The sequence below is a fragment of the Jeotgalibacillus proteolyticus genome (genome assembly GCF_050107735.1).
In the GTDB taxonomy this organism is placed as follows: domain Bacteria; phylum Bacillota; class Bacilli; order Bacillales; family Jeotgalibacillaceae; genus Jeotgalibacillus; species Jeotgalibacillus proteolyticus_A.
In genome coordinates this window covers 95,129-121,179 of the sequence record NZ_JBNILO010000002.1, presented here as the reverse complement: position 1 = coordinate 121,179, position 26,051 = coordinate 95,129, and the positions used below count along the sequence as shown (strand labels likewise).

Annotated in this window: 28 protein-coding genes; 9 read left to right on the top strand and 19 right to left on the bottom strand. The window is 41.1% G+C overall.

Annotated features, from left to right (window positions below; genetic code table 11):
- Positions 1-114: 114 nt before the first annotated feature.
- Positions 115-390, bottom strand: coding sequence for a YlbG family protein (locus tag ACQCT8_RS03420; protein WP_426868490.1), 276 nt, complete (start codon positions 388-390; stop codon positions 115-117).
- Between the two features lie 85 nt (positions 391-475).
- Between ACQCT8_RS03420 and ACQCT8_RS03415 the strand changes: the two genes are divergently transcribed.
- Together ACQCT8_RS03415 and ACQCT8_RS03410 are read left to right on the top strand one after the other, a co-directional pair.
- The gene (locus ACQCT8_RS03415; RefSeq protein WP_426868488.1) at positions 476-790 is read left to right on the top strand and encodes a hypothetical protein; all 315 of its coding nucleotides are present in this window, start codon (positions 476-478) and stop codon (positions 788-790) included.
- Between the two features lie 87 nt (positions 791-877).
- Positions 878-1,780, top strand: coding sequence for a glycerophosphodiester phosphodiesterase (locus ACQCT8_RS03410; protein WP_426868486.1), 903 nt, complete (start codon positions 878-880; stop codon positions 1,778-1,780).
- A gap of 55 nt (positions 1,781-1,835) precedes the next feature.
- Here the strand turns inward: ACQCT8_RS03410 and ACQCT8_RS03405 are convergent, their stop codons facing one another.
- Positions 1,836-2,282 (bottom strand): YlbF family regulator, encoded by a 447-nt coding sequence (locus ACQCT8_RS03405; RefSeq protein ID WP_426868484.1) that lies wholly within the window; start codon positions 2,280-2,282, stop codon positions 1,836-1,838.
- A 96-nt stretch (positions 2,283-2,378) separates the two neighbouring features.
- Complete coding sequence (ylbD, locus tag ACQCT8_RS03400; protein WP_426868482.1) at positions 2,379-2,750, bottom strand: spore coat protein YlbD; 372 nt, start codon at positions 2,748-2,750, stop codon at positions 2,379-2,381.
- 108 nt (positions 2,751-2,858) lie between these two features.
- Here ylbD and ACQCT8_RS03395 point away from each other — a divergent pair, with 108 nt between their 5' ends.
- Positions 2,859-3,344, top strand: a complete 486-nt coding sequence (locus ACQCT8_RS03395) for a PaaI family thioesterase (protein WP_426868480.1) — start codon at positions 2,859-2,861, stop codon at positions 3,342-3,344.
- A gap of 93 nt (positions 3,345-3,437) precedes the next feature.
- Here ACQCT8_RS03395 and ACQCT8_RS03390 read toward each other — a convergent pair whose 3' ends face one another.
- Complete coding sequence (locus tag ACQCT8_RS03390; protein WP_426868478.1) at positions 3,438-4,511, bottom strand: CAP domain-containing protein; 1,074 nt, start codon at positions 4,509-4,511, stop codon at positions 3,438-3,440.
- A gap of 215 nt (positions 4,512-4,726) precedes the next feature.
- Here ACQCT8_RS03390 and ACQCT8_RS03385 point away from each other — a divergent pair, with 215 nt between their 5' ends.
- Positions 4,727-5,086, top strand: coding sequence for a YugN family protein (locus tag ACQCT8_RS03385; protein ID WP_278238892.1), 360 nt, complete (start codon positions 4,727-4,729; stop codon positions 5,084-5,086).
- Between the two features lie 184 nt (positions 5,087-5,270).
- Complete coding sequence (gene ytvI, locus ACQCT8_RS03380; protein ID WP_426868475.1) at positions 5,271-6,329, top strand: sporulation integral membrane protein YtvI; 1,059 nt, start codon at positions 5,271-5,273, stop codon at positions 6,327-6,329.
- 71 nt (positions 6,330-6,400) lie between these two features.
- On the opposite strand, the gene ACQCT8_RS03375 is transcribed toward ytvI, so the two are convergent.
- From ACQCT8_RS03375 to cyoE, 7 genes are all read right to left on the bottom strand, one after another.
- On the bottom strand, positions 6,401-6,862 hold the full coding sequence (locus ACQCT8_RS03375; RefSeq protein WP_426868473.1) for a DUF420 domain-containing protein: 462 nt from the start codon (positions 6,860-6,862) through the stop codon (positions 6,401-6,403).
- A gap of 35 nt (positions 6,863-6,897) precedes the next feature.
- Positions 6,898-7,806, bottom strand: a complete 909-nt coding sequence (gene ctaG, locus ACQCT8_RS03370) for a cytochrome c oxidase assembly factor CtaG (protein ID WP_426868471.1) — start codon at positions 7,804-7,806, stop codon at positions 6,898-6,900.
- A 176-nt stretch (positions 7,807-7,982) separates the two neighbouring features.
- On the bottom strand, positions 7,983-8,315 hold the full coding sequence (gene ctaF / locus ACQCT8_RS03365; protein ID WP_041057235.1) for a cytochrome c oxidase subunit IVB: 333 nt from the start codon (positions 8,313-8,315) through the stop codon (positions 7,983-7,985).
- A gap of 3 nt (positions 8,316-8,318) precedes the next feature.
- Positions 8,319-8,948, bottom strand: coding sequence for a cytochrome (ubi)quinol oxidase subunit III (locus ACQCT8_RS03360; protein WP_426868469.1), 630 nt, complete (start codon positions 8,946-8,948; stop codon positions 8,319-8,321).
- Positions 8,948-10,837, bottom strand: a complete 1,890-nt coding sequence (ctaD, locus tag ACQCT8_RS03355) for a cytochrome c oxidase subunit I (protein WP_426868467.1) — start codon at positions 10,835-10,837, stop codon at positions 8,948-8,950. The genes ACQCT8_RS03360 and ctaD overlap by 1 nt, the downstream gene beginning before the upstream one ends.
- 37 nt (positions 10,838-10,874) lie before the next feature.
- A complete protein-coding gene (gene coxB, locus ACQCT8_RS03350; protein WP_426868465.1) occupies positions 10,875-11,987 on the bottom strand; it encodes a cytochrome c oxidase subunit II in 1,113 nt (370 codons plus the stop codon).
- Positions 11,988-12,078: 91 nt separating this feature from the next.
- Entirely contained in the window at positions 12,079-12,993 is a 915-nt protein-coding gene (gene cyoE, locus ACQCT8_RS03345) for a heme o synthase (protein WP_426868463.1), read from the bottom strand.
- 425 nt (positions 12,994-13,418) lie between these two features.
- On the opposite strand from cyoE, the gene ACQCT8_RS03340 reads away from it, so the two are divergent.
- A complete protein-coding gene (locus ACQCT8_RS03340) occupies positions 13,419-14,297 on the top strand; it encodes a COX15/CtaA family protein (RefSeq protein ID WP_426869128.1) in 879 nt (292 codons plus the stop codon).
- 219 nt (positions 14,298-14,516) lie between these two features.
- On the opposite strand, the gene pyc is transcribed toward ACQCT8_RS03340, so the two are convergent.
- From pyc to ACQCT8_RS03325, 3 genes are all read right to left on the bottom strand, one after another.
- Positions 14,517-17,960, bottom strand: coding sequence for a pyruvate carboxylase (gene pyc, locus ACQCT8_RS03335; RefSeq protein ID WP_426868461.1), 3,444 nt, complete (start codon positions 17,958-17,960; stop codon positions 14,517-14,519).
- A 42-nt stretch (positions 17,961-18,002) separates the two neighbouring features.
- Positions 18,003-19,250, bottom strand: a complete 1,248-nt coding sequence (locus tag ACQCT8_RS03330; RefSeq protein WP_426869127.1) for an FtsW/RodA/SpoVE family cell cycle protein — start codon at positions 19,248-19,250, stop codon at positions 18,003-18,005.
- A 121-nt stretch (positions 19,251-19,371) separates the two neighbouring features.
- On the bottom strand, positions 19,372-19,653 hold the full coding sequence (locus ACQCT8_RS03325) for a YlaN family protein (RefSeq protein WP_426868459.1): 282 nt from the start codon (positions 19,651-19,653) through the stop codon (positions 19,372-19,374).
- A gap of 243 nt (positions 19,654-19,896) precedes the next feature.
- Here ACQCT8_RS03325 and ACQCT8_RS03320 point away from each other — a divergent pair, with 243 nt between their 5' ends.
- Positions 19,897-20,394: a peptidyl-prolyl cis-trans isomerase gene (locus tag ACQCT8_RS03320; protein ID WP_426868457.1), complete on the top strand. Its 498-nt coding sequence runs from the start codon at positions 19,897-19,899 to the stop codon at positions 20,392-20,394.
- Between the two features lie 36 nt (positions 20,395-20,430).
- On the opposite strand, the gene ACQCT8_RS03315 is transcribed toward ACQCT8_RS03320, so the two are convergent.
- Positions 20,431-20,886 (bottom strand): pyridoxamine 5'-phosphate oxidase family protein, encoded by a 456-nt coding sequence (locus tag ACQCT8_RS03315; protein ID WP_426868455.1) that lies wholly within the window; start codon positions 20,884-20,886, stop codon positions 20,431-20,433.
- A 160-nt stretch (positions 20,887-21,046) separates the two neighbouring features.
- Between ACQCT8_RS03315 and ACQCT8_RS03310 the strand changes: the two genes are divergently transcribed.
- Both ACQCT8_RS03310 and ACQCT8_RS03305 read left to right on the top strand, forming a co-directional pair.
- A complete protein-coding gene (locus ACQCT8_RS03310; protein ID WP_278238879.1) occupies positions 21,047-21,250 on the top strand; it encodes a YlaI family protein in 204 nt (67 codons plus the stop codon).
- Positions 21,250-21,702, top strand: a complete 453-nt coding sequence (locus ACQCT8_RS03305) for a hypothetical protein (protein ID WP_426868453.1) — start codon at positions 21,250-21,252, stop codon at positions 21,700-21,702. Before ACQCT8_RS03310 ends, ACQCT8_RS03305 begins: the two co-directional genes overlap by 1 nt.
- A gap of 195 nt (positions 21,703-21,897) precedes the next feature.
- Here ACQCT8_RS03305 and ACQCT8_RS03300 read toward each other — a convergent pair whose 3' ends face one another.
- The 4 genes from ACQCT8_RS03300 to leuB all read right to left on the bottom strand — a co-directional run bounded on the left by ACQCT8_RS03300 (position 21,898) and on the right by leuB (position 26,051).
- On the bottom strand, positions 21,898-22,851 hold the full coding sequence (locus tag ACQCT8_RS03300) for a threonine ammonia-lyase (RefSeq protein ID WP_426869125.1): 954 nt from the start codon (positions 22,849-22,851) through the stop codon (positions 21,898-21,900).
- Between the two features lie 61 nt (positions 22,852-22,912).
- Complete coding sequence (gene leuD / locus ACQCT8_RS03295) at positions 22,913-23,509, bottom strand: 3-isopropylmalate dehydratase small subunit (protein WP_426868451.1); 597 nt, start codon at positions 23,507-23,509, stop codon at positions 22,913-22,915.
- A gap of 14 nt (positions 23,510-23,523) precedes the next feature.
- Positions 23,524-24,933: a 3-isopropylmalate dehydratase large subunit gene (gene leuC, locus ACQCT8_RS03290; protein WP_426868449.1), complete on the bottom strand. Its 1,410-nt coding sequence runs from the start codon at positions 24,931-24,933 to the stop codon at positions 23,524-23,526.
- 17 nt (positions 24,934-24,950) lie between these two features.
- Positions 24,951-26,051, bottom strand: a complete 1,101-nt coding sequence (gene leuB / locus ACQCT8_RS03285) for a 3-isopropylmalate dehydrogenase (RefSeq protein ID WP_426868447.1) — start codon at positions 26,049-26,051, stop codon at positions 24,951-24,953.

Below are 26,051 nucleotides of genomic sequence, written 5' to 3'. Positions count from 1 at the left end.
AGTTTTGTTCCAGCCTCACTAAACCTGTTCAATGCTTTTTACAGTGGCGGGTGCAAAATCCTTCACCTGCTGCAGTGTCCACCATATCTTCAACAAAACTTGCGGTCAGGAACATTAAAGACCCATTTTATAATCATACTCCTTGGCCTTGTCCGGCTTTGCATTTTCATATTCGGTTTTAACAAATGGGCGCTGAGAAACCTCCACTTTTTTTACATACGAATAATTAGACAATTTATCCTCAAGCTTTTCAACTTCATTCTGATTACAGTATAATAGTACATATTTCATCTTTCTGGAAACATAATGAACGTTTCCAAATCTTCTTAATGTCTTCGCATGCTTTAAGCTGTGAAGCCATACGATCAGTCCTTGTCGATCCATTAGCATAGTCATTACCTCACCTGATTTTCTTATGTTAAATTGTAGCATATGTGAACAATGATCGGCAATGATATCAAAAGGAGCATCGGCAATGGATATCAACCTGATATGGGATGATTTTGTACATAGACTCTCAAAAACAGAAGGAATTACAGAGGTGCGGTGGAAAAAAATTGCCGGAATCCCCTTTTTATATATTTCTGCAGACGGGATCGAAACTGAGCAGCTTTATTTTGAAATCAAAAAAAATGCCGGCAGAGCCATGAGAGGCAAGCGGCTTCATGCTGAAACAGTTCCTGTCCGGCAAAATCAAAATGAGTATGTTTTTCGCCACCGCTTTTATGTTCCTCAGGAAAAAATGTTTTGCTGCGGAAATCTCTGCCCTGACTGTATTCGTTTTAAATAACGGGGCAAGTAGGTTACATTTGTTGTGAAGAGGGTAACATGCTACCATTAAGGTAGAAAAGATACATAATGAAACGGGGGATATAATATGGGTAAAAAAACAAATATAGGCCTGGCATTGGCAGCATCCGGAGCAGCTCTGTGGGCTGGCTCCAAGATGGCTTCCAAGCCGGTAAAACGACCAGCAAAAAAATATTTCGAAGGTGAGAAGCCTCGCATATACGCTCACCGTGGCGGGGCTGATTTAGCTCCTGAAAGCTCGATGGCGGCTTTTAAACATGCAGCAGAGCTCGGAGTCAATGGCTTTGAAATTGATGTGAGACTGACAAAAGATGAACAGCTTGTCGTTTTTCATGACAGATTTATTGACCGTACAACGGACGGAGCAGGTAGAGTTGCAGATTACACCCTGGATGAACTGAAAGATTTTGACCTTGGCTTTCATTTCCGTGACTTACAAGGAAAACAGACTTACCGGGGAAAAGGCGAGAAAATTATTACGCTTAAAGAATTACTTGAAGCTTTTCCTGATCACTTAATTAATATTGATATGAAAGAGGATCCGGATACGTACGAAGGAAGCTTGATGCCTTCAAAAGTATGGCGGCTGATTGAAAAAATGGGTGTGGAGGATCGTGTACTTGTCACAAGCTTTTACGATGAACAAATCGATCGTTTTTCTCTTTATGCTCAGGACCGCGTGGCAATCGGGGCTGGAGAAAATGAAGCCAGAAAAGCTTTTTCATTATTTAAAAGCGGTTTTGGCCACCTTTACTATCCAAAAGCTGATGCATTGCAAATTCCAACTAAACACGGAGTCATCCCGCTGGATTCACAATCATTTATTGAATTCCTCGACTCTTTAAATGTTCATGTAGAATATTGGACCGTAAATGATGTGGAAACAATGGATCGCCTGCTCCGTTATGGAGCTCATGGTCTTGTAACGGATCGTCCGGACATTGCTCTTCAGCTTGTTTCTTCAGAATAAATTGATCCCAAAAAACCCCCGCTGCTGTATTAGCAACGGGGGTTTTACTTTGAAATTATGCGGAACAGGAGCAGCCTCCTCCGGATCCACAGCCGCCGCTGCAGCCTGATCCGGAATCGAAAAACGCGTTTCCGGTAGGGATTTTCACATGCTCTGATACAGAATAGCCGATGATTTTACTTACTTCATCCAAAAGACTCTGCACATTGTTTTCAGCAATTCTGAACTCTGCAACGTTAGGGTCCATATCCATTTCCCTTTTTCGTTCCCTGATTTCTTTCATCACTCTCGAGTAATCGGGATGATATCTTCCAAATCGCTGAACTTCCTCATAAAGTTCCTTGAGTTTGGCAAAGCGGTTTATTTTATCCATTGATTCATCAGCTGCACGCAGCTGCTTATATTTAGTTAAATAATTTTGTATGTCTTCTGAAAACAAAATCATTTTGCTTAACTCATCTGCTGAATCCAGTAATTCAATTCCTTCTATGGTAGCAAACATCCTTCCACCTCCGTGAATGTATTTTATCACGAAAGGATAAAAGTTGAAAATTTTTCTTTCTGACTTCAACTGGAGTCTATTTTATTTTATGATGTTCTATTTCCAGTACGTCATATAAGATTCATTTTTAGTACCGGTTGCAGGTCCGCCTTTTTTTGACGACTGTGACTGAAACTGGGACAGCAGTCCTGATACCATTTCCAAAGCATCCTTGCACTGCTCTACATACTGTTCGATTTGGTCGTCGTCCAGTGACTGCAGCTTGGTTTTGATTGAATGAATCCACTGCTTGGAAGTCGCGGATTCGGAGCTGTCTGCTTTCCACCTCTTATCATCTTCACCAAACAAATACCATTCTTCGAATAAATCCTGCCAGGTGCTTTCTTTCTTGCGTACTTTTTGTATAATATGCGGATTCTTCACCAGAAAAGATTTAAATTCCTGCAGGCGTTTTTCTCTTTCTTCCATCCAGATCGCTCTCCTCTCTGCTATTGGGACTCTGACCCGTTGTTAGGCCACCTTTATGCTTTATGATATGATAAGTACGATACATTGGTTAAGGAGGAACAGGAGTTAATGAAAGAGGATGTACGGCATTTAACAAATAAATTATTGACTGACGGTACTCAGGAAGACCTTACCGTTCTTAAACAGATTCTTACTGGACTGAATGATAAAATAAACAAAAAACATACGTCCTTCACAAGTGCCCTGCTGAATATGGAAAGAAATGTGGAAGAAAAGTCATGTAGCATCAAAATGCCTGTTTCAAGCACTTTGCATAATTCCTTGGGCATTGTACATGGTGGAATGTCTGCTACATTGATAGATACAGCGATGGGAGCACTTGCCAACCAGTTAGCTCCTGAAGGCATGGGTGCAGTAACCAGCCAGCTCAATGTGCACTTTGTCCAGCCGATATCCGGCGAAGAAATGACTGCAACAGCCAGCATTCTTCACCAGGGGCGCAAAACGATGGTTCTTGAGGCTTCTATTATGAATCCTGATGGTAAAATAGCCGCTCATGGCACCGGATCATTTTATCTTATTGAAATGAAGTAGAATTTTTCAATCAAAAAAGCTGTCACATGCCTAAGAAGGCAATGTGGCAGCTTTAACGCGTTACGGCTATAGTAGATTCAGCCTAAACCCGGCTTATTCATCTTCCGTTTTTTCATCCGAATCGTATTTAATGAAATCCTGAGTAAAAAATAAATAGTAGACGCCGGCACCAACATGAGTAAATTCTTCTTTCAGCATGGTTTCCCGATGCCCCTCTGAATTCATCCACGCATGAAGAACAGAAAAAGAATGCGTAAAGTTTGATGCACTGTTTTCAGAAGCCTCATCAAATGCTTCTATTCCTTCTGAAAGCCTTTGCTGAAGCGTTCCCTGAGGTGAATCATCCGTAAGTAAGGAATCATCATAAAGCAGTCTGCTTTGTTCCTTAGCAACCCTGGCTAATTGAAAATCAGGCTCGAGCAGGCTTATCCCCCTTTGTTCCCGAATAACATTGGTCATATCAAAAATTTGCTGTTCGGCAGCGGAATCAATTTCATGCTGATTATCCTGTTCAACCGGGACTGCCGGCAGATCTCCTCTATATACCAGTTCATAAGGTCTCTGCTCTAATAGAGTCTCCTTGTCCATAAAATAAACAGCTAATATATTTCCTGTAAATCGATCTATAAAAAGCTGGCCGAACATATCTCCAAATGGAACGAGCAATCGGGTATGAAGGTCCTGTTCACTAAGCTCATATTGATAGGTGCCATTATCATCTTCCACTACAATTTCACTGGTTATCATCGTGAACCGATAAATTTCTTCTAAAGGCTGTCCTATTTTAAAAGGTGAAAGGTCAATATTCTCACCAAGCACATAAATGGCTTTTACTGTCTCATTTTTAACAGCAACCTGTATATACGCCTCAGCTCCTCCCTCATAAATCAGCCATTCTAAGTCGTAATATCCAGGGTCTATGCGGTCAGGCTGCCCCCAATTCGCAATAAACTCTTTAAGAGGTTTGCCTATATAAACAGAGATTCCGGTTTTTGGGCGTGTTAATCCATCCGAAAGGTCAGCAGGTACATTAGTTGTTTTGTCATCTTTAGACAATTTTACAGGCTCATTTTGAAGAAGTTCATTTTCCTGTATTGAAGGACCACTATAGAAGCCGATTAAAAATATGACGACAAGAACCACCAGTATTCTTAAAAATACCTTCATTCCTGTACCTCCTTTCTTAATCATCTTACTTTAATTATACACACACGATGTTTGAATGTGTAGAATGTTTCATTTTCGAGATATTTCAAGAAATCGCCACAAAAAGCGTAATTTTAATTAGGGACATAATTGCAACTTGGTTTTCTTTCGACTATTATAAAATGAGACAAACATTATTTTACTTAAAGTAAGGAATTACAGGAGGGAAATTTTCCATGCGCTTTGAAAACACTGGTTTAGAAACATTGCTTATTGAACTGGATCGACTGGATGAGATCATGAGAAATCATGGCTTAATTCGAGCAGGTCAATGGGATTGGGAAAGAGTTACATACGACCGTAAGTTTGAAATTCGTGAAGGTACATTTTATCTGCGGATATTCGGCTATACTGAAGACGGGGATGTTGGCGCGCACGATGCTGATATCAAATTAATGACCCCGCTTTTAGGCAAGCATTATTACCCTCATGGTGTTGAATACGGAGAAGGTGAAGAATTTCCAGAGCACCTTGTTCAGACTTGTGAAAAAATACTTGTTGCTGTTTACCAGGAACTTTCTTTAATCACTGAATAATAACTATAAAAGAGCCAGTAACGTCTGGCTCTTTTATTCAATTCAATTTGATTCATCCTCTCTGCATGCAGCTGCATCTGCTGAGCAGCCTCCTTCTCTTGCTCCACCCAGCTGCGGGTGAATTTATTTCATCGTTTAAATCACTATTATTCACTCGAACTAAATACAGGAAAGGGGTCCTACATTGTCAAAAGTGTTTACGAAACGAAATGGTTATCTATTATCTCTATTGATAATCGCCATACTCGTTATTTATTTTATATTACCTGTGTCGGTCCCGTTAATAATGGCCCTGATTACGGCACTGATTTTAGAGCCTCTCGTAAAATTTCTTCAAAATCAATTAAAGATTAAGAGAAGATGGTCTGTAGGCGCTGTTTTCATTCTATTTATTGCCTCAATCGGCATTCTTTTATATTTTTCCATAACGCGTCTAGTTGGTCAGGCCATTCAATTTGTTGAAAATTTACCAGATTATGTTAATGAATTAACAGATTGGTGGGGAGAATTTGAGGCCGATCTGACAGTGGCTTTTGCAAGAGTTCCAAAAGAGGTTCTGGATCAGTTAAGCGCAGAAATGGAAAATTTTCTTACAGATTTCAGAACCAGCATTACAGGTTTTATTAATGCGGAAACGGTAACAGGTGCTGTCACCAATATCCCCGAATATCTTGTCAGCTTTATTGTTTACTTAATTGCTTTATTTTTAATCATGATTGATCTGCCAAGAATCAGATCCGGCATATACACCCATTTAAAAGAGCGGACAGCAGAAAAAGTCAGATTTATGACTGCCAGGCTATCAAAAGTAATTTGGGGATTTGCAAAAGCTCAATTTCTTGTTAGCTTACTGATATTAGCGGGTTCTTTAATCGGCTTATGGATCATTGCGCCGGAAGTTGCTTTAATCATGTCCCTGGTCATTTGGATTATCGATCTTATTCCGATCATTGGGTCAATTGCGATATTAGGTCCGTGGGCCATTTTTCAGCTGATAACGGGTGATATAGAGCAAGGGATACAGCTTTCTGTATTGGCAATCCTGCTTCTTCTTATCAGGCGGATCGTAGAACCTAAAGTGATGGGGAGCCATATCGGGCTTTCGCCGCTTGCCACCCTCGTCGCCATGTTTATCGGATTGAAACTTTTTGGACTTCTAGGCTTTATCATCGGACCATTGGTTCTAATCATTTTCAATTCTTCAAAAGAAGCTGGCATTATTAAAGTTAATTTTAAATTTTAGCGGCTGATTCATAATCACAAAAAAACTCACTTTCAAATTCGAAAGTGAGTTTTTTATTTTTAAGATGAATGCTATGAGCCAAGAATTGCTTTAATGACCGAAGTTGTTTCTCCGCCATCATATAAGACATATAAAAGTGAGTAGACCATAACACCTGTGGTGGCAGTAAAAAACCAGATTACAGATGTAATGGGACCAATTTTCCTATGTTGTTTTATTCTGTTTTTATAGCCGAGCCAAATGGTTACCAGTCCGAATACTGCTCCGGTTGTAGCTAGGATAATATGAAAAACGAGAAAAATTGTGTAATAGATTTTTATATCATCCGGTCCGCCAAAAGCAGTATTTCCCACAAAAATGGTGCGGCTGGCGTAAATAATAAAGAATGTAAGAGCAGCCACAGCAGCTGCAAACATTGTTTTCTTGTGAGCTTCTACTCTTCCTTTAACTACAAGGATCCAGCCAGCTGCTACTAATATAGCACTAAGCACAATAAAAATTGTGCTCAGTGTCGGCAATAAAGGTAAACTCATCCGCAATATCCTCTTTCCCTTGAATAATCATTAAGTTAAACTTCTTCTGTTTTGTAATATGAAGCGTTCAACAGATCGCCCTCATCTTTTTCACGGCGGTACCATTCAAAGAATACCTGGGCAAGAACGACTCCATATACAATCTCCTGAATGATTTTCATCACAACTCCGCCCGTCTGCTGGTCATCTAAAGGAGGCATATTGCTGAAAAGCTCAGGTCCTGTTAATCCAAGTGACGACAGACTTTGCAAAGTCCCAGCCGGCACACACAGCGCCATGGCCTCAAGCCATGCTCCTCCATTATAGAACGTTTCGTACATTGGGGCGTCTGCAAAGATAATCAACGCACAAGCGGGAGTCAGTAATATCCCATCTGCGAAAATATATCCAATCTTTTTAAGACCACTCAGTCGGTATTCATCTTCCACCTGGTTTACAAGCGGCCACCACATAAAGAAAGCCAATGTCAATAACAGCGCCGTGTATCCGGCATGCAGGACCTCATCCACTTTAATGGTATCAAACACTAATGGAATATGATAAAAGGAAAACACACCATTAAATAAAATAAGGGCAATAATCGGCAGTGTAAAAAATCTGAATACAGGTCTGACAAACCGATTCCGAATGACAGCCTTCCACATATAGCTCGGAACTGCCACGATAAATAACGGCGGGATCAATAGATAAAAGATCCCCATTTGAATCATGTGGACCGAAAACATTATATGTGCAAGCAAATCAATTGGAGAGCCTTTCACGATATACGTGATCGTGATCGCTGTTAAAAATAATACCATTTGTTTCCTTGTTAATGGCTCGCTGTCTTTAAAGCGATGTCTCCATTTGGTTGCCAGTAAAAAAAACAGCACCGTGAGCACAATCAAACTAATGAGAAAATAGGGACTCCATAATGCCTGGAAGCCAAAGATCTCTATTGACATCTGGCACCTTCCTTTCATTGATTACGTACTTAACTCTAATTATATCGGTGACCAAGATTTACTTCAACGCCCTTACATGACAAAGTGTTGACAATCTCATCCTGTCCTAAGCAGGTAATCGTGCAAATAAGGTAAAAAAGACTGCTGAGCACATGCTCAACAGTCTTTTCACTGTTTTACCACCAGACAATCGTTAGAAAGGTAAGAATAGTGATAAATGCGACTAGCGCACCGGAGTATAAAAATAAAGCAGCAGCACCATGGCCTTTATGGCTCATATGCATGAAATAGTATAGCTGAAGAACTACTTGAAGTGCTGCCAATGCAAGCAGAACAGGATATACGAAAGTTTTGTCGAACCCAGCGAGCACCATAATAAAAGCAATAAGAGTGACAAAAATCATTAATGCAAACGAGGTAACATGTTTGCGCATTTCCTCTGCTGCTTTTTTACGTCTGTACTCATAGTTCACTTTCGGGTTCGCTGAAGTTGATTGTTGAGTCGCCATCAGTTATCCCACCATTCCCATTAAATATACAACCGTAAAGATAAATACCCAAACAACGTCAATAAAATGCCAGTAAAGAGATGCTACAAAGAATTTTGGTGCGTTGTAAAGATTTAATCCCCGGTTGGTATTCCGTATAAGCAGAAGCAAGAACCATCCTAGTCCCACCACTACGTGAGCACCATGAAAACCTACCAGAGTATAGAAGGAAGATCCAAAAGCACTGCTGGTAAACGTATGATGAAACTCATGCACATAATGATTAAACTCATAAATCTCAAATCCTAAAAATGCTAATCCTAAGCCCACTGTGATAATCAGCCAGGTTTTCATTTTTTGGAAATTGTAATTTTTCATGTGGTACATTGCATATACACTTGTCAGCGATGAAGTCAAAAGCAGCATCGTCATGATGAAAACGAGCGGCAATTCAAACATATCAATTGCAAGGGCATGATCGTCACTTGGCACTTTATCTTTTAATGCAAGATAAGTTGCAAATAATGATGCAAACAGAACAGTCTCTCCGCCAAGGAATAACCAAAAACCTAAAAATTTATTTTTTCCTTCAAGGGTGGTTTTTTCAGGGGATTCCGGCCATGTTCTGCTTGTGAATTTTTGTTCAGCATCCATTATTCCCTACCCCCCTCTTCATCTTTTAACAAATCTTCTTTGTGAATATGGTAACCGTGATCATCTTTCAGCGAACGTACAGCCATTGAGCCAAGTGTAATCAATAAACCAATAATCAGCACCGGTATCGACCAGACGAAGCTTTCGCCATCCGACGCTCTCCAGTCCACTTGATACATCGCTCCAAATGCTGCGATAAATAATCCAAGTGACATAACAAATGGTATAAATGAATTGTTCGGCATATGAATGTCTCCAATAGGTTCTGCAGGAGTCATTTTTGTGTTGCCTTCCATTTTTTCAATCCAGTAAGGGTCAAGACCCCGAACTAATGGAAGCTGTTTAAAGTTGTAAAATGGAGGTGGTGAAGCGATCGCCCATTCTAATGTACGGCCATCTCCCCAAGGATCATTCCCAACTCTTACATTTTTAATTTGCGTGATAATAATATTGTACACCAGCACTAAAACAGCGACTGCCATAAAGACTGCACCAATAGTACTGATTAAGTTGAACAGGTTAAGCCCCTGTCCGTCAAGAAACTTCCAGATACGTCGAGGCATTCCCATTAAACCAAGGAAATGCTGAACAAAGAAAGTAGCATGGAATCCGATCAGGAACAGCCAGAACGTAATTTTACCTAATGTCTCATTCAGCATAGTTCCAAACATTTTCGGCCAGTAAAAGTGAGTTCCTGCAAGCAGTCCTAATACTACTCCCCCTACAATTACGTAGTGGAAGTGGGCCACAACGAAATACGTATCATGGTACTGATAATCAGCTGCTGCTGATGCGAGCATAACACCCGTTACGCCGCCTGCTGTAAAGGAAGGTATGAAAGCAACTGCATACAGCATAGGTGTTGTAAAGACGATGCTTCCTCCCCACATCGTCAGCATCCAGTTGAAAATCTTTACTCCTGTTGGAACCGCGATTGCCATTGTAGCAACAGCAAAAATCGCATTTGCAGTTGGTCCAAGTCCCACTGTAAACATATGGTGAGCCCAAACCATGAATCCTAAAAATCCGATCAGTACAGTAGCAAAAACCATCGCTGCATACCCAAAAAGACGTTTTCTGGAGAATGTCGCAAAGATTTCAGAGAATATACCAAATGCCGGCAGAATCAGAATGTACACTTCAGGATGTCCAAAAATCCAGAATAAATGCTCCCAGATAATCGTATTACCTCCATTTGAAACATCAAAGAAATTCGCTCCAAACATACGGTCGAAAAGCATAAGGAAAAGTCCGACAGTCAATGGAGGAAAGGCAAACAGGATTAGAGCGGATGCAACAAACGTAGACCATGTAAACAAAGGCATACGCATGTAAGTCATACCAGGTGCTCTCATATTAATAATGGTTACCAGAAAGTTAATCCCGGCGATTAAAGTACCTGCCCCTGATATTTGGAGCCCCAGTACATAAAAATCGATCCCATGGCCTTCAGAGGTTATGGACAGAGATGCATAAGATGTCCACCCGGCGTCAGGCGCACCACCTAAAAACCATGAAAGGTTAAGGAAAATCCCTCCAAAGAAAAACAGCCAGAACCCCAAAGAATTTAAGAATGGGAATGCTACATCACGTGCTCCGATTTGCAAAGGAACAACGGCATTCATAAAAGCAAATAATAATGGCATGGCTGCAAGAAATATCATCGTCGTTCCATGCATCGTTAAGATTTCATTGTAAAGTCCTGCACTGACAAAGTTATTGTCAGGAACAGCCAATTGTATCCGTATAATCATGGCTTCTATACCGCCGACCAGGAAGAAGAAACCACCGGATGCTAGGTAAAGGATCGCAATCTTCTTGTGGTCGACCGTTGTGAGATAATCCCACAGGACTGCCAGGAATCCTTGTTTTTGTGCAACGGTACTCACTCATTAAACCTCCCTTGTTCAATCTCCAAGTAATTCATTACTCTGTATAAACTTTTAAACTCATTAAGTACTCAGTTAACGCATCCAGATCTTCATCAGATAAATCATCTTCATTATAAGCGCCCATTGTATTCCCAGGCTTTAACTTATCTGCATTTCGAATCCAGTTTTTAATATTTTCTTCTCTTGAATCTTCTCCATCTCTGTTATCGAGAATGCCTGCCACATAAGAACGTTCCCCGAACGTAGCAAGGTTAGGTCCTTGAGATGTACCTGCTCCTGAAGTTGGTGAAACAGCGTGACACTGTATGCAGCCCTGGCCATCCGGTCCAAAGACTTCTTCACCTCGGGCTATGGCATCATTTTCAGGCTCGCTTTCTTCTTCTCCTGCTTCCTGCATGGCAGCGACCCACTCATCAAAGTCTTCACTTGATAGCGTTCGAACTTTAAAGTCCATCAACGCATGGGAAGGCCCGCAAAGCTCAGCACACTTGCCGTAAAACAGATTATCCACCTGTTCGGCACTATCGCTGTCAAAGTTCAGATAAAACGTATTCATATTATCTACATTCGTATCAATCTTTCCTCCAACTGCCGGAATCCAGAATGAGTGCTTTACATCAGAAGCAATTACGTTAAAGTAAACGTTTTGATCAGTTGGAACGACTAAATCCTGAGCCGTAACAATCCCCTGGTCAGGATAATTAAATTCCCACCAGTAAAGATTTGCCCTGACATCGACAACCAGCGCGGTTCTGTTTCCTTCTTCGTCCACTTCTTCCATTTCAGCCGTGTCTGCCAAAGCAAATGTGACAGCTACAGTTGGCACCGCTAACACCAAAACTAAAATGATTGGAATAACCGTCCACAGGATTTCTAGTGTGTGGCTTCCTTCCACTTGTTTTGGAATAACGTCTTCGCCGACTTTTGCACGCCGGAATTTAGTAATGGCAATGGAATATACGATAGATACAACGATAATAACGACAACCATTACGACTGCACTAAGCACCATTAGGTTATATTGCCTTTGAGCCACTTCACCTGCCGGCTGAAGCGCAGACAAAAACGGCTCTCCACAGCCGGACAGAATAAACGCTAAAGCCGCAATCATCGGCAGAAGCCGCCATTTCTTTAGCCCTTTTTTCATAGCTTCATTAAACCCCTCTTTCGTTTAAATAATAGTAAGTATGGAGAACAAGATCTATATGGATTTCTTATAAAGAAAGAATTCCTGAAAATCAAATGAACGTAATAATAACCATTCCCACAAAGAGAATCGTTAAATAGTTCAATGAATACACAAACATTAAGGTTGCCCATTTATGATCCTTTTTCATGCGATACCCTGAAATTGAAAGCGCTAACCAACCGGCATTTAAAAGCGTTGCCAATGTTAGAAATACAGGTCCGAGTGAAGTCATAAGAAACGGCAGTGGAAATAACGCAATAATCCACACCAGCATGTGATTCTTAGTTGCTGCAAAACCCTTAATAACAGGAAGCATTGGAATATCTGCAGCCCGATATTCTTCCACTCTTCTCATGGCAATTGCATAAAAATGAGGCATCTGCCAGACAAAAATAATTAAAAACAGTGCAAGCGGCATCATTCCGAGACCCGGATCAACAGCTGCCCAACCAATTAACGGGGGAACCGCTCCTGATATACTGCCTACAATGGTATTGCTTACATATCTTCTTTTTGACCACATCGTGTACAGCACGACGTAACTAAATACACCAATTAATCCAATTACACCAGCTGTAAAGGTTGTCATAAAGAGCATAATCTGACCTATCGTGATTAAGCCAAGTCCAAGCACAAGCACACGCGAGGGCTGAACTCTCCCTGTTACAGTTGGGCGGTTTTTCGTCCGTTCCATTAAATGGTCGATATCCCTGTCTATATAATTGTTAATACTGCACGAACCGGCAACAATTAACGAGGATCCGATCATGGTTAAAAAAATGATATCTAATGAACCGAGGAAGTGGGCATTGGTAAAATATAATGCCAGCCACAATCCAGTAAACGTAGTGATAAAATTAGAATTGACAATCCCAATTTTTATAAGAGCGAGGAAATCTTTCCAAGCAGTTGTTCCAGAAAAATCTGCCTCTTTCACAGCCGACACAACTCGACTATTTGACACATTTTCCCCTCCTCTCCAAACTTGCTAATACATTTTACTACATCTACTATAAAGGATAGCGAATCTGATTTCTATATTTAAAATGAAATTCAGATAACTTGTCGCATTCAGAATTTAGATAAATGTAACAATTCCTTCACATCTGACAGAAGCTTTTTTATAATACCACATCATTATGTTATCCTTAAATAATATTTAATATAAATTTGTGTTTGTGAAAATATTTTGTCGCTTAGTTTGACTAAACTGTGTCACTTTTAAAAAAGGGTACCATCATGCTTTAATCTGTTCCATAATGGAAGAGATGTACGCTTAAATTATTCCAATTCATTAAAAATAAATAAATTCCTACTATTACTATTAAGAAGGTGAACTACTTGCAGTCGAAGTCTTTAAAGTTTTTAGCGGTGCTGACGACTATTGTTATGCTCCTTGTTTTGCTCGGAGGTGCTTTAGTTACAAAAACAGATTCAGGAGCAGGCTGCGGCCAGTCCTTCCCGTTATGTCATGGTCAGATTATTCCGGATGAACTTCTTTTTGAAACAATTGTTGAACTTTCCCACAGAGTTGTATCTGCAACAGCAGGAATGCTTGTATTGATTTTGTCCATATGGTCCTGGCGGGCAATCGGCCACAAAAGAGAAACTAACTTTCTCGCAGTTCTTGCGTTCTTCTTTTTAATGCTGCAGGCTTTGCTCGGGGCAGGAGCCGTTGTGTGGGGTCATTCTGATCTCATTCTGGCATTGCATTTCGGTATTTCTCTTATTTCTTTTGCTTCTGTTTTACTGCTTACACTCCTTATTTTTGAAGTGGACAAAAAATTTGAAGCGGAACGAATTGTCATTGATAAGCGTATTCGCTATCATACGTATGGTGTCATGACCTATATTTTTCTAGTTGTGTATTCCGGTGCTTTTGTTCGTCATACAAACTCAAGCCTTGCCTGCCCTGATTGGCCAATGTGCGTGAACAGTCAATGGGCTTCTCTTCCACTTAATTCATCACAATGGTTTCAGATGGGTCACAGATTTGCAGCAGGGTTGATTTTCGTCTGGATTGCTTATATTGCCTGGATGGCCTTTCGGAATTACAAGCATCAAAAAGTCATTTATTACGGCTGGATGATCGCTTTCGGCCTTGTCTCTGCTCAAGTACTTACCGGTGCATTGGTTGTGATTACCAGACTTAACTTAGTATTGGCATTAATGCACGCACTTATAATCTCTTTATTGTTTGGACTGCTCAGTTACTTCCTGCTGCTTATGTCAAGAGCGAAGGTAAATTCTAAAAATCAGGAAGAATAAAAGGACATATTAAACCTTCAACACGCTATTTGTACAATTCCATCTTTGCTGGATTCTGCCAAAAAAACGAGCCTGGGACAAAAGTGTCTCAGGCTCTTTGACCGGATTATTTCGATTTAGGCAGATGCTTTCTGCAGGTGCAGCCCCTTTTCGCATTCACCTCATACAAATAAAGATACTCCTCATTTTTTACATTTTTCAGCTATGTCCTACCCTTTTTTAATCTTTCTTTTTTAATCTAATCAAAAGATCTCCAGGTTTCAATGCTTCTCCATTGTCCACGAAAATATCATCGACTACTCCATTAAAAGGAGCCTGTACGGTCGTTTCCATTTTCATCGCTTCTGTGATCAGCAGGTGGTCGCCTTGTTTGACTTCATCTCCCCGGCTTATCAGCACTTTTATAACCGTGCCCGGCATGGTCGCTCCTAATTCTTCATCATTACCAGGGGCTGCTTTTTGTTTAATCGCAACAGTCGACTTGATGCTTTCATCTTTAATCACAACTTCCCGCTGCTGACCGTTTAAATCAAAGTATAAAACTCTCGTGCCATCTTCTCTCGCTTCACCAATGGAAACCAGTTTTAATATAAGCGTCTTGCCTTTTTCAATTTCCACCTCGATTTCCTCCCCGAGTCTCATACCGAAAAAGAACGTTGGTGTATCAATGACGGAGACATCTCCAAAAAGCTGATTGGTTGCTGTATATTCCTTAAACACTTTTGGATACAAAGCATGAGCGAGTGCATCAAAAAGTGTAACCGGACGGCCAAGCTCCTGAAACAGTTCTTCACGCAGCGCTTCAAAATCGACAGCCTCCAGACGTTCTCCCGGACGCACCGTGATCGGTGTTCTGCCTTTTAAAATCACTTGCTGCAGCTTTTCAGGAAACCCTCCATGCGGCTGGCCAAGGTAGCCGGAAAACAATTCTACTACTGAATCCGGAAAATCAATAGATGCACCCTTTTGAATAACTGCCTCTTCATCTAAATCGTTTTGGACCATAAATAATGCCATGTCTCCAACCACTTTTGAAGAAGGTGTTACTTTGACAATGTCTCCAAATAACTGATTGACACGCGCATACATCTCTTTTACTTCTTCCCAGCGTTCACCAAGTCCAACACCCTTTGCCTGCTGCTGCAAATTACTGTACTGACCGCCAGGCATTTCATGTTTATATATTTCTGAATGAGGGGAATTCATTCCGCTTTCAAAATCCTTATAATACTTACGCACATCTTCCCAGTAATGAGAGAGCGTTTGTGAATGGTCCACATCCATTCTCAGCTGCCGTTTATTTCCACTGAGAGAGTAGTAAAGACTGCTGCCGCCAGGCTGTGAGGTAAGTCCGCTCATTGAGCCCAATGCTGTATCAACAATATCTACCCCTGCTTCAATAGCGCGTGCATATTGAAAGATCCCATTTCCGCTAGTGTCATGAGTATGGAGATGAATCGGCAGCTCAACTGTCGCTTTCAGCTCTGTAATTAGACGGTAGGCAGCTTCAGGCTTCAGGAGGCCTGCCATATCTTTTATAGCTAGAATATGAGCACCCTGTTCCTGCAGCTCTTTAGCGAGGGATTTATAGTACTCAAGATCATACTTGGATCTGCTTGAGTCCAGAATATCACCCGTATAACAAATCGCCGCCTCAGCTACTTTTCCTGAATCCCTCACTGCCATAATGGCCGCTTCCATTCCTTTAACCCAGTTTAAACTGTCAAAGATTCTGAATACATCGATGCCTGCATAAGCAGACTTCTGTACAAATTCTTTAATGACATTGTCAGGGTAGTTTTTATATCCAACCGCATTGGACGCTCTTAATAGCATCTGAAAAAGAACATTAGGTATTTTTTCACGCAATGTCAGCAGTCTCATCCAGGGATCTTCTTTTAAAAAACGGTAAGCTACATCAAAAGTAGCTCCTCCCCACATTTCAAATGAAAACAAGTCTGATTGCAATCTGGCAGAGGCATCTGCAATATTTTTTAAATCATTAGTTCTGACTCTTGTTGCGAGAAGAGACTGATGCGCATCACGAAAAGTAGTATCTGTAATCAGAACATCATCCTGTTTTCTCACCCAGTCTGCTAATGCCTCAGGGCCCTGTTCATCAAGCAGCTGCTTAGTTCCGGCAGGAGGCTTTTCAAGGAGATTTACTTTTGGAATCCTCGGCTCTGCGAAATACGGTTTTTCTCTTTTTTCAATACCTGGAAATCCGTTAATTGTCACGTTGCCAATATATGAAAGCATTTTTGTGCCTCTGTCTTTTCTTTTCGGAAAAAAGAAAAGCTCCGGTGTTGTATCAATAAAAGAAGTGGCATAATCGCCGGTTAAAAAGCTTTTATGCTTCACTACATTTTCTAAAAACGGAATATTGGTTTTAATTCCCCGAATTCTGAATTCCTGTAAATTCCGGACCATTTTGGCTGCAGCCTGTTCAAACGTCAGCGCCCATGTAGATACCTTTACAAGCAGCGAATCGTAATGGGATGAAATTTCAGCGCCCTGATAGCCGTTTCCTGCATCGAGTCTTACGCCAAAGCCTCCCCCCGACCGGTAAGCCATTATTCTTCCTGAGTCAGGCATAAATCCGTTAAGAGGATCTTCCGTGGTAACCCGTGACTGGATGGCATATCCGTTTAACTGAATATCCTCCTGCTTTGGGATCAGCATTTTTTTGCTATGTAAAAAGTGCCCTTCGGCAATCATAATCTGTGACTGAACAATATCAATTCCTGTAATCATTTCAGTAATTGTATGCTCAACCTGCACTCTGGGATTTACTTCGATGAAGAAGAACTCTCCATTGGCTACCAGAAACTCGACCGTTCCCGCATTTACATAATTCACGTTTTTAGCGAGCTTTACAGCTGCTTCGCAAATTTCATCACGCAGAGACTGTGAAAGGGAAAGGGACGGAGCCACTTCTACTACTTTTTGATGTCTCCTTTGTATTGAACAATCCCGTTCGTATAAATGAATAATTGTTCCTTCAAGGTCTCCTAAAATCTGTACTTCAATATGCTTTGGATTTTCTATAAATCTTTCAACATACACTTCGTCATTGCCAAACGCTGCTTTTGCTTCAGATTTCGCCCGATCATATGAATCTTTTATTTCATTTGCTGAACGGACAATTCTCATACCCCTTCCACCGCCGCCAAGAGAGGCCTTGATGATAAAAGGAAAGCCATGATTACTGCCGAACTCTTCAATTTCTTCCACACCTTCAACAGGGCCGTCGCTTCCTGGTATAACCGGAATATTTGCTTCAACTGCCTGCTTTCGGGCTTTTACTTTATCACCGAACATATCCAGATGACGGGAAGACGGTCCGATAAAAATGATGCCTTCTTCCTCACAGCGTCTGGCGAAATGGATATTTTCCGATAGAAATCCATACCCCGGATGGATGGCATCCACTTCTGCACGTTTGGCAATTTCAATGATTCCTTCAATATCAAGATAAGCGTCAATTGGCTTTTTCCCTTGGCCCACTATGTATGCTTCATCTGCTTTAAAGCGATGAAACGATCCGCTGTCTTCCTTTGAGTAAACAGCAACGGTTCTTATGTTAAGCTCCGTACAGGCACGGAAAACCCTGATTGCAATTTCCCCTCTGTTTGCCACTAACACTTTTTTAATTTGATTCAATGAAACAACCTCCTTAAGGGTGAACGCTGAAATTAAAGAACATTAATAGCCTCTGTTTGCTTTGCGCTGCTGTTTTTGAGTTGTCTGACTGAACTGAACTGGTTTTTCAACTGCTTCTTTCGTTTTATCATTTGCATATCTATCTTCGTATTTGACAAACATCGATACATTAAGCAGTAATCCCATGGCAAGTGAAAGCAAAATAAGAGATGAGCCTCCGTAACTGATAAACGGCAGGGGAACACCTGTAATCGGAATCACGCCTGACATGCCGCCAAGATTAATAAAGGCCTGAATACCAATCATGCTCGCTATGCCAATTGCCAGCATTTTTCCGAATCTGTCTTTACTTTTTATTCCGATAAAAATTCCTTTTAGAACAATGTAGGCAAGTCCCAGCAGCACAAAACCCACACCTGCTATTCCAAGCTCCTCTGAGATGATGGCCATGATAAAATCCGTATGAGGTTCCGGCAGATACCCAAGCTTCTGGACACTCTGACCAAGTCCGCTTCCCCATAAACCGCCATTGCCGATTGCATAATAGGAACCTACTAACTGCCACCCATTATCATTAATGTGCGCAAAGGGATCCGTGTATGCGGCAAACCGCCCTATTCGTTCTTCTGAAAATATGCGCTGAAACGCATCCCGCTTGAACACAAATAAAATCAGGCTGAAAAAAGCAGCAAGTGCTCCCCCGATGCCGGCCAGCTTCAGCATGTTTTTGAATTTCATCCCGGAAGAAATGATCACGCTCATGCCAATTACGAAAATAATTGCAGCGGTTCCGAAATCAGGTTCCATGGCCACTAAAAAGCAAGTAGCAACCAAAACAGTCAGAGGCGGCATAACTCCTCTGTTAAACTCATTTATGTACGTATACTTCTTGGCATAAATTGCTGATAGGTACACAATAATGCCAAGCTTTGCAAATTCAGAAGGCTGAAGCTGAAACGATCCGAGCTGAAGCCAGCTTTGAGCGTTATTAATATTTGCTCCAAACAACTGAACCAAAAGCAGCAGGGAAAACATTAATACCAGAATTAGAATCATCATGATTTTTTCTCTGTACAGCTTATACGGAATGAGCGCCATCACTGCGAAGCCGATAAGCCCAATTAGTAAATTCCTTCTTTGAGCATTGTAAAAAAAATCAGCAGACTGATCCAGCACTTCCACTGCATACACCATTCCTGCACTGTAAACCATCACAACTCCAAATATCCCTAACAGCATATAGACAACGAGCAGTGAATAATCGTACGATTTAAACATTCTTTTCAGAATGGTCGACATTTATATCAGTCCTATCTTGATTTTAATTATTCGATCATTTAAGTCAAAAAACCTGCTTTTTTGATATAAAAAAACTCAAACAATCGACTATACATTGTTTGAGCATGAAAAATTATTTATTAGTAAAAGCTTCATGCAGGATTGAAAGCTCTTTTTCAAGAGAATCCATTAACGTTTTTCCATCTATTTCATCCACTAGTCCGAGACGAACAGCAAATTCTATTTCACGGGATAACCCAAACATTTGCGTATCTAAAACCTCTTCGTACAATGGACACTGGGGCATCGTCAAATTGTCCATTTGGACTTTTATGAGCTGTGCAATTTTTTCAGCATCTTTCCGCAAAAGAGAATATGCTTTTTCACGATGGTCGATTTTTATCTCTGATGTCACATTGATCCCCCCATTCCATGCAAATTAATTAACTCTATTTGTTTAAACTGATCCTGCACTAAAAGACGATCGATCATGATGTTCCTCTTTTGTAAATTGTAGCGTTTTGAACCCTAAAATGCAAGCTTCGCTCTGTTTTTCATAATGGGAAGTCCGCCGCAAAATTCGTTCTTATGTGACATCTTATCCCATCCCCTGTATACTTTGACTAAATAGAAAACTGGCTGTGGGGAGGACAATACGATGAATAAAACGATTTCAGTAACAGGTAAAGTAAAATACAGGATAACGCTTGATCCCGGGGTATGGATCTTGGATGACCGGAAGATTGATTTACTTACCTATTTTGATGAGCAGAAAGCTCAAACAGATGATCTTGAAGAATACACGAAAGCTGTAGCCTCACATTTCTCAAGAGAAATACAAGAAGGAGCCACTTATCCGCCAACGCTAAAAACAGAACGAAAATTTGAGAAACAGAAAATGCTGACAGGAACCTTCGGCATTCCGCTGAAGCCTTTTTTGGAAAATGCAGAACCGTTAGCTGAAGCTGGCACTCTAACTATTGAAACCTTAAATGGACCCGTATCTTATCCGCTTGATGAAGCTCTTACATTTATTCTAGCTTTCTCATCCGAAGGAAAGCCTTTAACAGATAATGGGCCTGTACATATTCTTTTCAAGGATGGTTCTAACAGGTTGAACCCTATAACTGATGTCACGGAATTTGTTTTAACATAAATCAATATTCTGTGTACGTTACACAGCTTTTCACTGTCAGTGCTTTTTAAGCTCATTCATAACCTGAGCATCAAGTTTCCTAGCCGCTTCCTGATCATAGGTTTTATCAAATTTAGGTTCTTCTACTATTTTTGCGCCGTAAAACATAATATCTCTTACTTCTTTTACAGCAAGCTGAACAATCGCAAGTTCGATCGGCACCTTATCTGAAGAACTGCCTGTTGTCTGTGCATGTCCGCTGATTGAATAGCATGTTTCGTTTGCAATGATATTTAAAGCAACAAGAGGGTGCTTGCTTATATTTGCAATAATACGCGACCGTTTGTCCACAGCAAATAAAATGGTAGACTCATCTTTCGCATGCACCCATGATAATGCGCTGATCATAGGACCGCCGGTTTCACGATCGATTGATGCGACCTGAACAAAGCGTTCATTCAATAATTCATCGAACAATGCCGGGGTCAGTTTTGATTCAATTCGATTTGCCATACGAATCCCCTCCTGGTTCTTACAGTATAAGATAAATTGGACTTCAGCACACTACAAATCAGATAAAAAACGATTACAAAATTATGATTTCAAACAACCGCCCTATTCTCATGCTATACTGAATTTATCGTACGGTTCACTTTTTTTGGAGGTGCTTTTTGTGAGAGTAAAATGTTTTATATGTGACAAAATTGAGTCGATTGAAGACTGGAGCCCCCTGGCAAAAAAACTCCGCAATCGTCCTATCCACACTTATTTATGTGATGAGTGCAATAAACGTATTGAAGATAAAACTAAAAAAAGAATAGCTACCGGGAATTTTACCTTCTATAAAAGTTCCCAGCGTATCGAAGACGATTTTTAATGGTTGCAAAAGGGACGGTTCTCGGCTTGCTATCCGGCTTCCTGCTAGGCTTTATATTAAAAGGGATGGAAGCTGCTACATCCCTTAAAGTATATACGCTGCTTTTAAATATCGATTTCATTCCAATCATAGGAGATATTCTATGGCCGGAATGGATAGAGTTTTTATTTCATTTAATTATAGCTGTCATTATAGGGATCGTATATTGGTATGGAGCTCAAAAAATAACGGGATGGGCTAAATTGATCGTGTTTGCTTTTCTGCTTACTTTTCCGGTTATATTTTTATATTTTCCACTTTCTTTCCTTGCCATTAAGGAAGTTCCGGAACCCGGTAATATGATCGCTTTTGGATTGTGGAGCACGGCACACTTCATTTACATGTTTTCTCTTCCTGTTTTTTATTTATTGATTCAAACCATTCAAAAGAAGAGGGTACATCACTCTGGGTAGTGCAAAAAGCCTGAGCATGGGTGGCAACCCCCACCGTGTCTCAGTCTCTTTGCATGTGATACTGCGGACAGAAATGCTGCTGCAAAAAAAAAACAGGCTGAAGGACATTAAATTTGTCCCTGCCTGTTTTTTTCATTATTCGAAGTGTTATTTCAGTCTGCAATAATGTAGGTATGGTTGTAAGGAATCTATTATCTACAGAATATAAGAAGACCGTTGTTTTCTTTTTTGATCATCCATAATCGTCTGTCTGCAGATTTCAAGTTTTTCAATATCCAAATTCCCTCCACTCACGATTACTCCTACTTGCTGTGACTTCTCTGAAGACAGATGATTACCTAAAATTGCAGCTATACCTGCTGCTCCCGCACCTTCTGTCAGCATTTTTTCCCGTTCAAGCATAAACAAAATAGCTTCTGCAATTTCAACCTCAGATACAGTAATCATGTCATCCACATACGATTGAATAATCTCTGATGTATACACTCCAGGTGACTTTACCTTGATTCCTTCTGCAATTGTAGAATGAAAAGGAATCAGGTTTTTATCAAGCTGATGAAAAGCAGAAGCAATCGCCGGAGCTGATGCAGCCTGAACTCCTACCACTTTAATATCCGGACGGATTAATTTAATCGCAAGAGCTGTACCTGCTAACAGTCCTCCGCCCCCTGCAGGAACCACAATAGTTTCAAGCTCCGGGTTCTGCTGCAGCATTTCAAGGGCAACAGTTGCCTGTCCCTCAATAATTACCGAATCATCAAATGGATGCACAAAAGTAGCCCCTGTTTTTTCCTGATAGCGCATCGACTCTTCATAGGCTTCATCAAAGGAGTCACCCGTCAGCTCCACTCTGGCTCCATATTCCCGCGTTGCATTCACTTTTGATGAAGGTGTATTCGTTGGCATAAAAATGGTTACCTGAACACCTTTTTCTCTTCCTGCAAGAGCTACTCCCTGTGCGTGATTACCGGCTGAAGCAGCTACTATGCCTCTTTTGCATTCAAGTTCAGTAAGCTGCGATATTTTATTAAAAGCACCACGGATTTTAAATGAACCCGTTCTTTGTAAGTTCTCCAGTTTCATCCAGACCGAATGACCAGACTGGACGTTTAACGTTTTTGACTGCTTGCATGGGGTTCGATGGACTATGTCGCTTAAACGTTCTGCTGCTTTAAATAAGCTCGCGGTGTCATGTGAATTCCCAATTGGATCATCCTCTCATATTAAGCATGTTTTTTTCGAATGCTGCAATCTGTTCTTCAAATTGAAAGGTCAGGGCTATTTCATCCCAGCCGTTTAAAAGCATTTCCTTCCAATAAGGATCAATGTCAAAGGTAAATTTTTCTTCTGAATCATATTGAACGAATTGTTCTTTTAAGTTAATGAAAATCTTTTTTTGATGTTCTGTACTTTGCTTAATTAAATGGTTGACATTTTCCTCATTCAGCCTGATGGGTAGAATTCCATTTTTCACGCAGTTATTATAAAAAATATCAGCAAAGCTTGGGGCTATAATGACTTTAAACCCGTAATCCAGCAGAGCCCATGGAGCATGTTCTCTTGAAGAACCGCAGCCAAAATTATGACTTGCCACTAATACTTCAGATCCATCGTAGAGAGGATTATTTAATATAAAAGAGGGATTTGGTGTTCCGTCCTCCTTGAATCTCCAGCTATAAAACAGATAGTTGCCGAAACCGGTTCGTTCGATTCGTTTTAAAAATTGTTTAGGAATAATCTGATCCGTATCCACATTTACGCGGTCAAGCGGCGTTACGATACTTGTTAACTGATTGATCGGTTTCATTTTCCCCCTCCATTCTATGCGTGAACACTCAGCATATTACGGACATCTACAAAGTGTCCTTTTATAGCCGCGGCAGCAGCCATTACCGGACTGACCAGATGTGTTCTTGCACCTGCTCCCTGCCTGCCTTCAAAGTTACGATTGGAGGTGGAGGCGCATCTTTCGCCCGGCGGCACAACATCGTCATTCATCGCAAGACACATGCTGCACCCAGATTCTCTCCATTCAAAACCCGCCTGTTCAAATATTTTATTCAGCCCCTCTTTTTCAGCTTGAAGCTTTACTGAAAACGAACCTGGCACGACAATGGCTGTAACTGCGGGGTGAACGGTCTTTCCTTTCACTACCTCTGCTGCTTCCCTCAGGTCACTTAACCTTGAATTCGTACAGGATCCTATAAATACATGCTGAATTTCAATAGATGATAGAGGAGTGCCTTCTTCAAGGTCCATATACGTTAAGGCCTGTCTCAGTTCTTCCCGTTCGGATTGCACAGCGTAATCTGAAGCATAAGGTACGGAGGACGAAATGCCCGAACCCATTGAAGGGTTAGTCCCCCATGTGACAAATGGTTCGATTTCTTCTGAATGAATCTCCAGGGTCTTATCATAGCCAGCCCCATCATCTGTAGCGTAGCTCAGCCACTTTTCTTTAAGTGCTTCAAACGCTTTTCCATCGGGCACATGAGCACGGCCTTTAAGATAGTCTACTGTTTTTTCATCCGGGCTGATTAAGCCTGCTCTTGCTCCTGCCTCGATTGACATATTGCAGATCGTCATCCGTTCTTCCATTGAAAATTTCCTGACTGCTTCACCGGTGTATTCGACAATATGACCTGTACCGATATCTACCCCGAATTTAGCGATAATCGCAAGGATGACATCTTTAGCGGTGACTCCAAAACCAAGTTCCCCTATTACTTTTACTTCCATTGTTTTAGGCTTCGACTGCCAAAGAGTCTGAGTTGACAATACATGCTCCACTTCACTTGTCCCGATTCCGAAAGCAAGCGCTCCAAAAGCTCCATGTGTTGACGTATGGCTATCCCCGCAAACGATTGTTTTTCCAGGCTGGGTCAAACCGAGATCTGGTCCGATCACATGAACAATCCCCTGATCCGGATGATCCATATGAGCAAGCGGGACGCCAAACTCCTCACAATTTTGCGCCAGCGTGCTAATCTGTTTTCTTGAAACGGGATCGGTAATGTTGGATCTGTTTTTAGTGGGTACATTATGATCCATTGTCGCAAAGCTCAATTCTGGTCTTCTTACTTTTCTATTGTTTAATCTCAGCCCTTCAAACGCTTGAGGAGAAGTTACTTCGTGTAAAAGGTGAAGATCAATGTAAAGCAGATCAGGCTTGCCTTTTTCTTCATAAACAATGTGATCATTCCAGACTTTTTCGATTATGGTCTTTGGCATGGTAGCTCCTCCCTTAATTAGACGTAAGCAGACATAATATGATCAGAGACAAATTCTCTTTCAAGCTCTTCAATTACTTTTTCTGTAAAAGCACTGGTTGAAAGAACTCTGTGTCCCGTTTTTTGGACATCTGTTGTACAATAACCATCTTTGTAAACACTGTATACAGCCTCTTCCACTGCGGCAGCTTCTTTTACAAGACCAAATGAGTACTTTAGCATCATGGCCGCCGACAAAATTGCTGCTGAAGGATTCGCAATATTAAGCCCTGCAATATCAGGTGCTGAGCCGTGCACAGGTTCATATAAACCAAATCCGTCTCCTCTAATGCTTGCAGAAGGAAGCATCCCGAGTGAACCTGTAATAACAGAGGCTTCGTCACTTAAAATGTCCCCAAACAGGTTTTCTGTAACAATTACATCAAAGGAAGAAGGCTGGGTAATCAATTTCATCGCTGCTGCATCTACAAGAATATGCTCCAGTTCTACATCGGGATAATACGTTTTTTTTTCTTCCACTACTTCTCTCCAAAGCTTGCTTGATTCTAAAACATTCGCTTTATCTACGGATGTGACTTTTCCTTTCCTGACTCTCGCAAGTTCAAAGGCCTTTTCAACAATCCGTTCAATTTCACTCTTAGAATACGTTAATGTATCGACTGCTCCGTTTGCGGTTTTTCTTTTAGGTTCTCCAAAATACAATCCGCCTGTAAGTTCCCTGACGATCATCATATCCACTTCTTTTACCAAATGCTCTTTTAATGGAGAAGCATCCATCATGTCAGGCACCGCTTTTACCGGGCGGAGATTAGCAAAGAGTCCAAAATGCTTTCTAATGGCAAGCAGTCCTTTTTCCGGCCGCAGAGCGGATGGATGAGCATCCCATTTCGGTCCGCCCACAGCTCCAAGCAGAATTGCGTCGCTTTTTTCACAAACGTCCAGCGTTTCTTTTGGCAGCGGTTCTCCTGTGTGATCGATCGCCTCTCCGCCAATGAGAGCAGATTGAATTCTAAAGGAGTGATCAAACCTTTTGCCGATTGATTCTAAAACTTTCACAGCAGATTTAGTAACTTCTTTTCCCACTCCATCTCCATGAAGCACGGCGATTGTTTTATTCAT

Coding starts and splice junctions, on each gene's coding strand:
- ACQCT8_RS03420 (WP_426868490.1), bottom strand. CDS start 390: ATGCTAATGGATCGACAAGGACTGATCGTATGGCTTCACAGCTTAAAG.
- ACQCT8_RS03415 (WP_426868488.1), top strand. CDS start 476: ATGGATATCAACCTGATATGGGATGATTTTGTACATAGACTCTCAAAA.
- ACQCT8_RS03410 (WP_426868486.1), top strand. CDS start 878: ATGGGTAAAAAAACAAATATAGGCCTGGCATTGGCAGCATCCGGAGCA.
- ACQCT8_RS03405 (WP_426868484.1), bottom strand. CDS start 2,282: ATGTTTGCTACCATAGAAGGAATTGAATTACTGGATTCAGCAGATGAG.
- ylbD (WP_426868482.1), bottom strand. CDS start 2,750: ATGGAAGAAAGAGAAAAACGCCTGCAGGAATTTAAATCTTTTCTGGTG.
- ACQCT8_RS03395 (WP_426868480.1), top strand. CDS start 2,859: ATGAAAGAGGATGTACGGCATTTAACAAATAAATTATTGACTGACGGT.
- ACQCT8_RS03390 (WP_426868478.1), bottom strand. CDS start 4,511: ATGAAGGTATTTTTAAGAATACTGGTGGTTCTTGTCGTCATATTTTTA.
- ACQCT8_RS03385 (WP_278238892.1), top strand. CDS start 4,727: ATGCGCTTTGAAAACACTGGTTTAGAAACATTGCTTATTGAACTGGAT.
- ACQCT8_RS03375 (WP_426868473.1), bottom strand. CDS start 6,862: ATGAGTTTACCTTTATTGCCGACACTGAGCACAATTTTTATTGTGCTT.
- ctaG (WP_426868471.1), bottom strand. CDS start 7,806: ATGTCAATAGAGATCTTTGGCTTCCAGGCATTATGGAGTCCCTATTTT.
- ctaF (WP_041057235.1), bottom strand. CDS start 8,315: ATGGCGACTCAACAATCAACTTCAGCGAACCCGAAAGTGAACTATGAG.
- ACQCT8_RS03360 (WP_426868469.1), bottom strand. CDS start 8,948: ATGGATGCTGAACAAAAATTCACAAGCAGAACATGGCCGGAATCCCCT.
- coxB (WP_426868465.1), bottom strand. CDS start 11,987: ATGAAAAAAGGGCTAAAGAAATGGCGGCTTCTGCCGATGATTGCGGCT.
- ACQCT8_RS03340 (WP_426869128.1), top strand. CDS start 13,419: ATGCTCCTTGTTTTGCTCGGAGGTGCTTTAGTTACAAAAACAGATTCA.
- ACQCT8_RS03320 (WP_426868457.1), top strand. CDS start 19,897: ATGAATAAAACGATTTCAGTAACAGGTAAAGTAAAATACAGGATAACG.
- ACQCT8_RS03315 (WP_426868455.1), bottom strand. CDS start 20,886: ATGGCAAATCGAATTGAATCAAAACTGACCCCGGCATTGTTCGATGAA.
- ACQCT8_RS03305 (WP_426868453.1), top strand. CDS start 21,250: ATGGTTGCAAAAGGGACGGTTCTCGGCTTGCTATCCGGCTTCCTGCTA.
- leuD (WP_426868451.1), bottom strand. CDS start 23,509: ATGAAACCGATCAATCAGTTAACAAGTATCGTAACGCCGCTTGACCGC.
- leuC (WP_426868449.1), bottom strand. CDS start 24,933: ATGCCAAAGACCATAATCGAAAAAGTCTGGAATGATCACATTGTTTAT.
- leuB (WP_426868447.1), bottom strand. CDS start 26,051: ATGAATAAAACAATCGCCGTGCTTCATGGAGATGGAGTGGGAAAAGAA.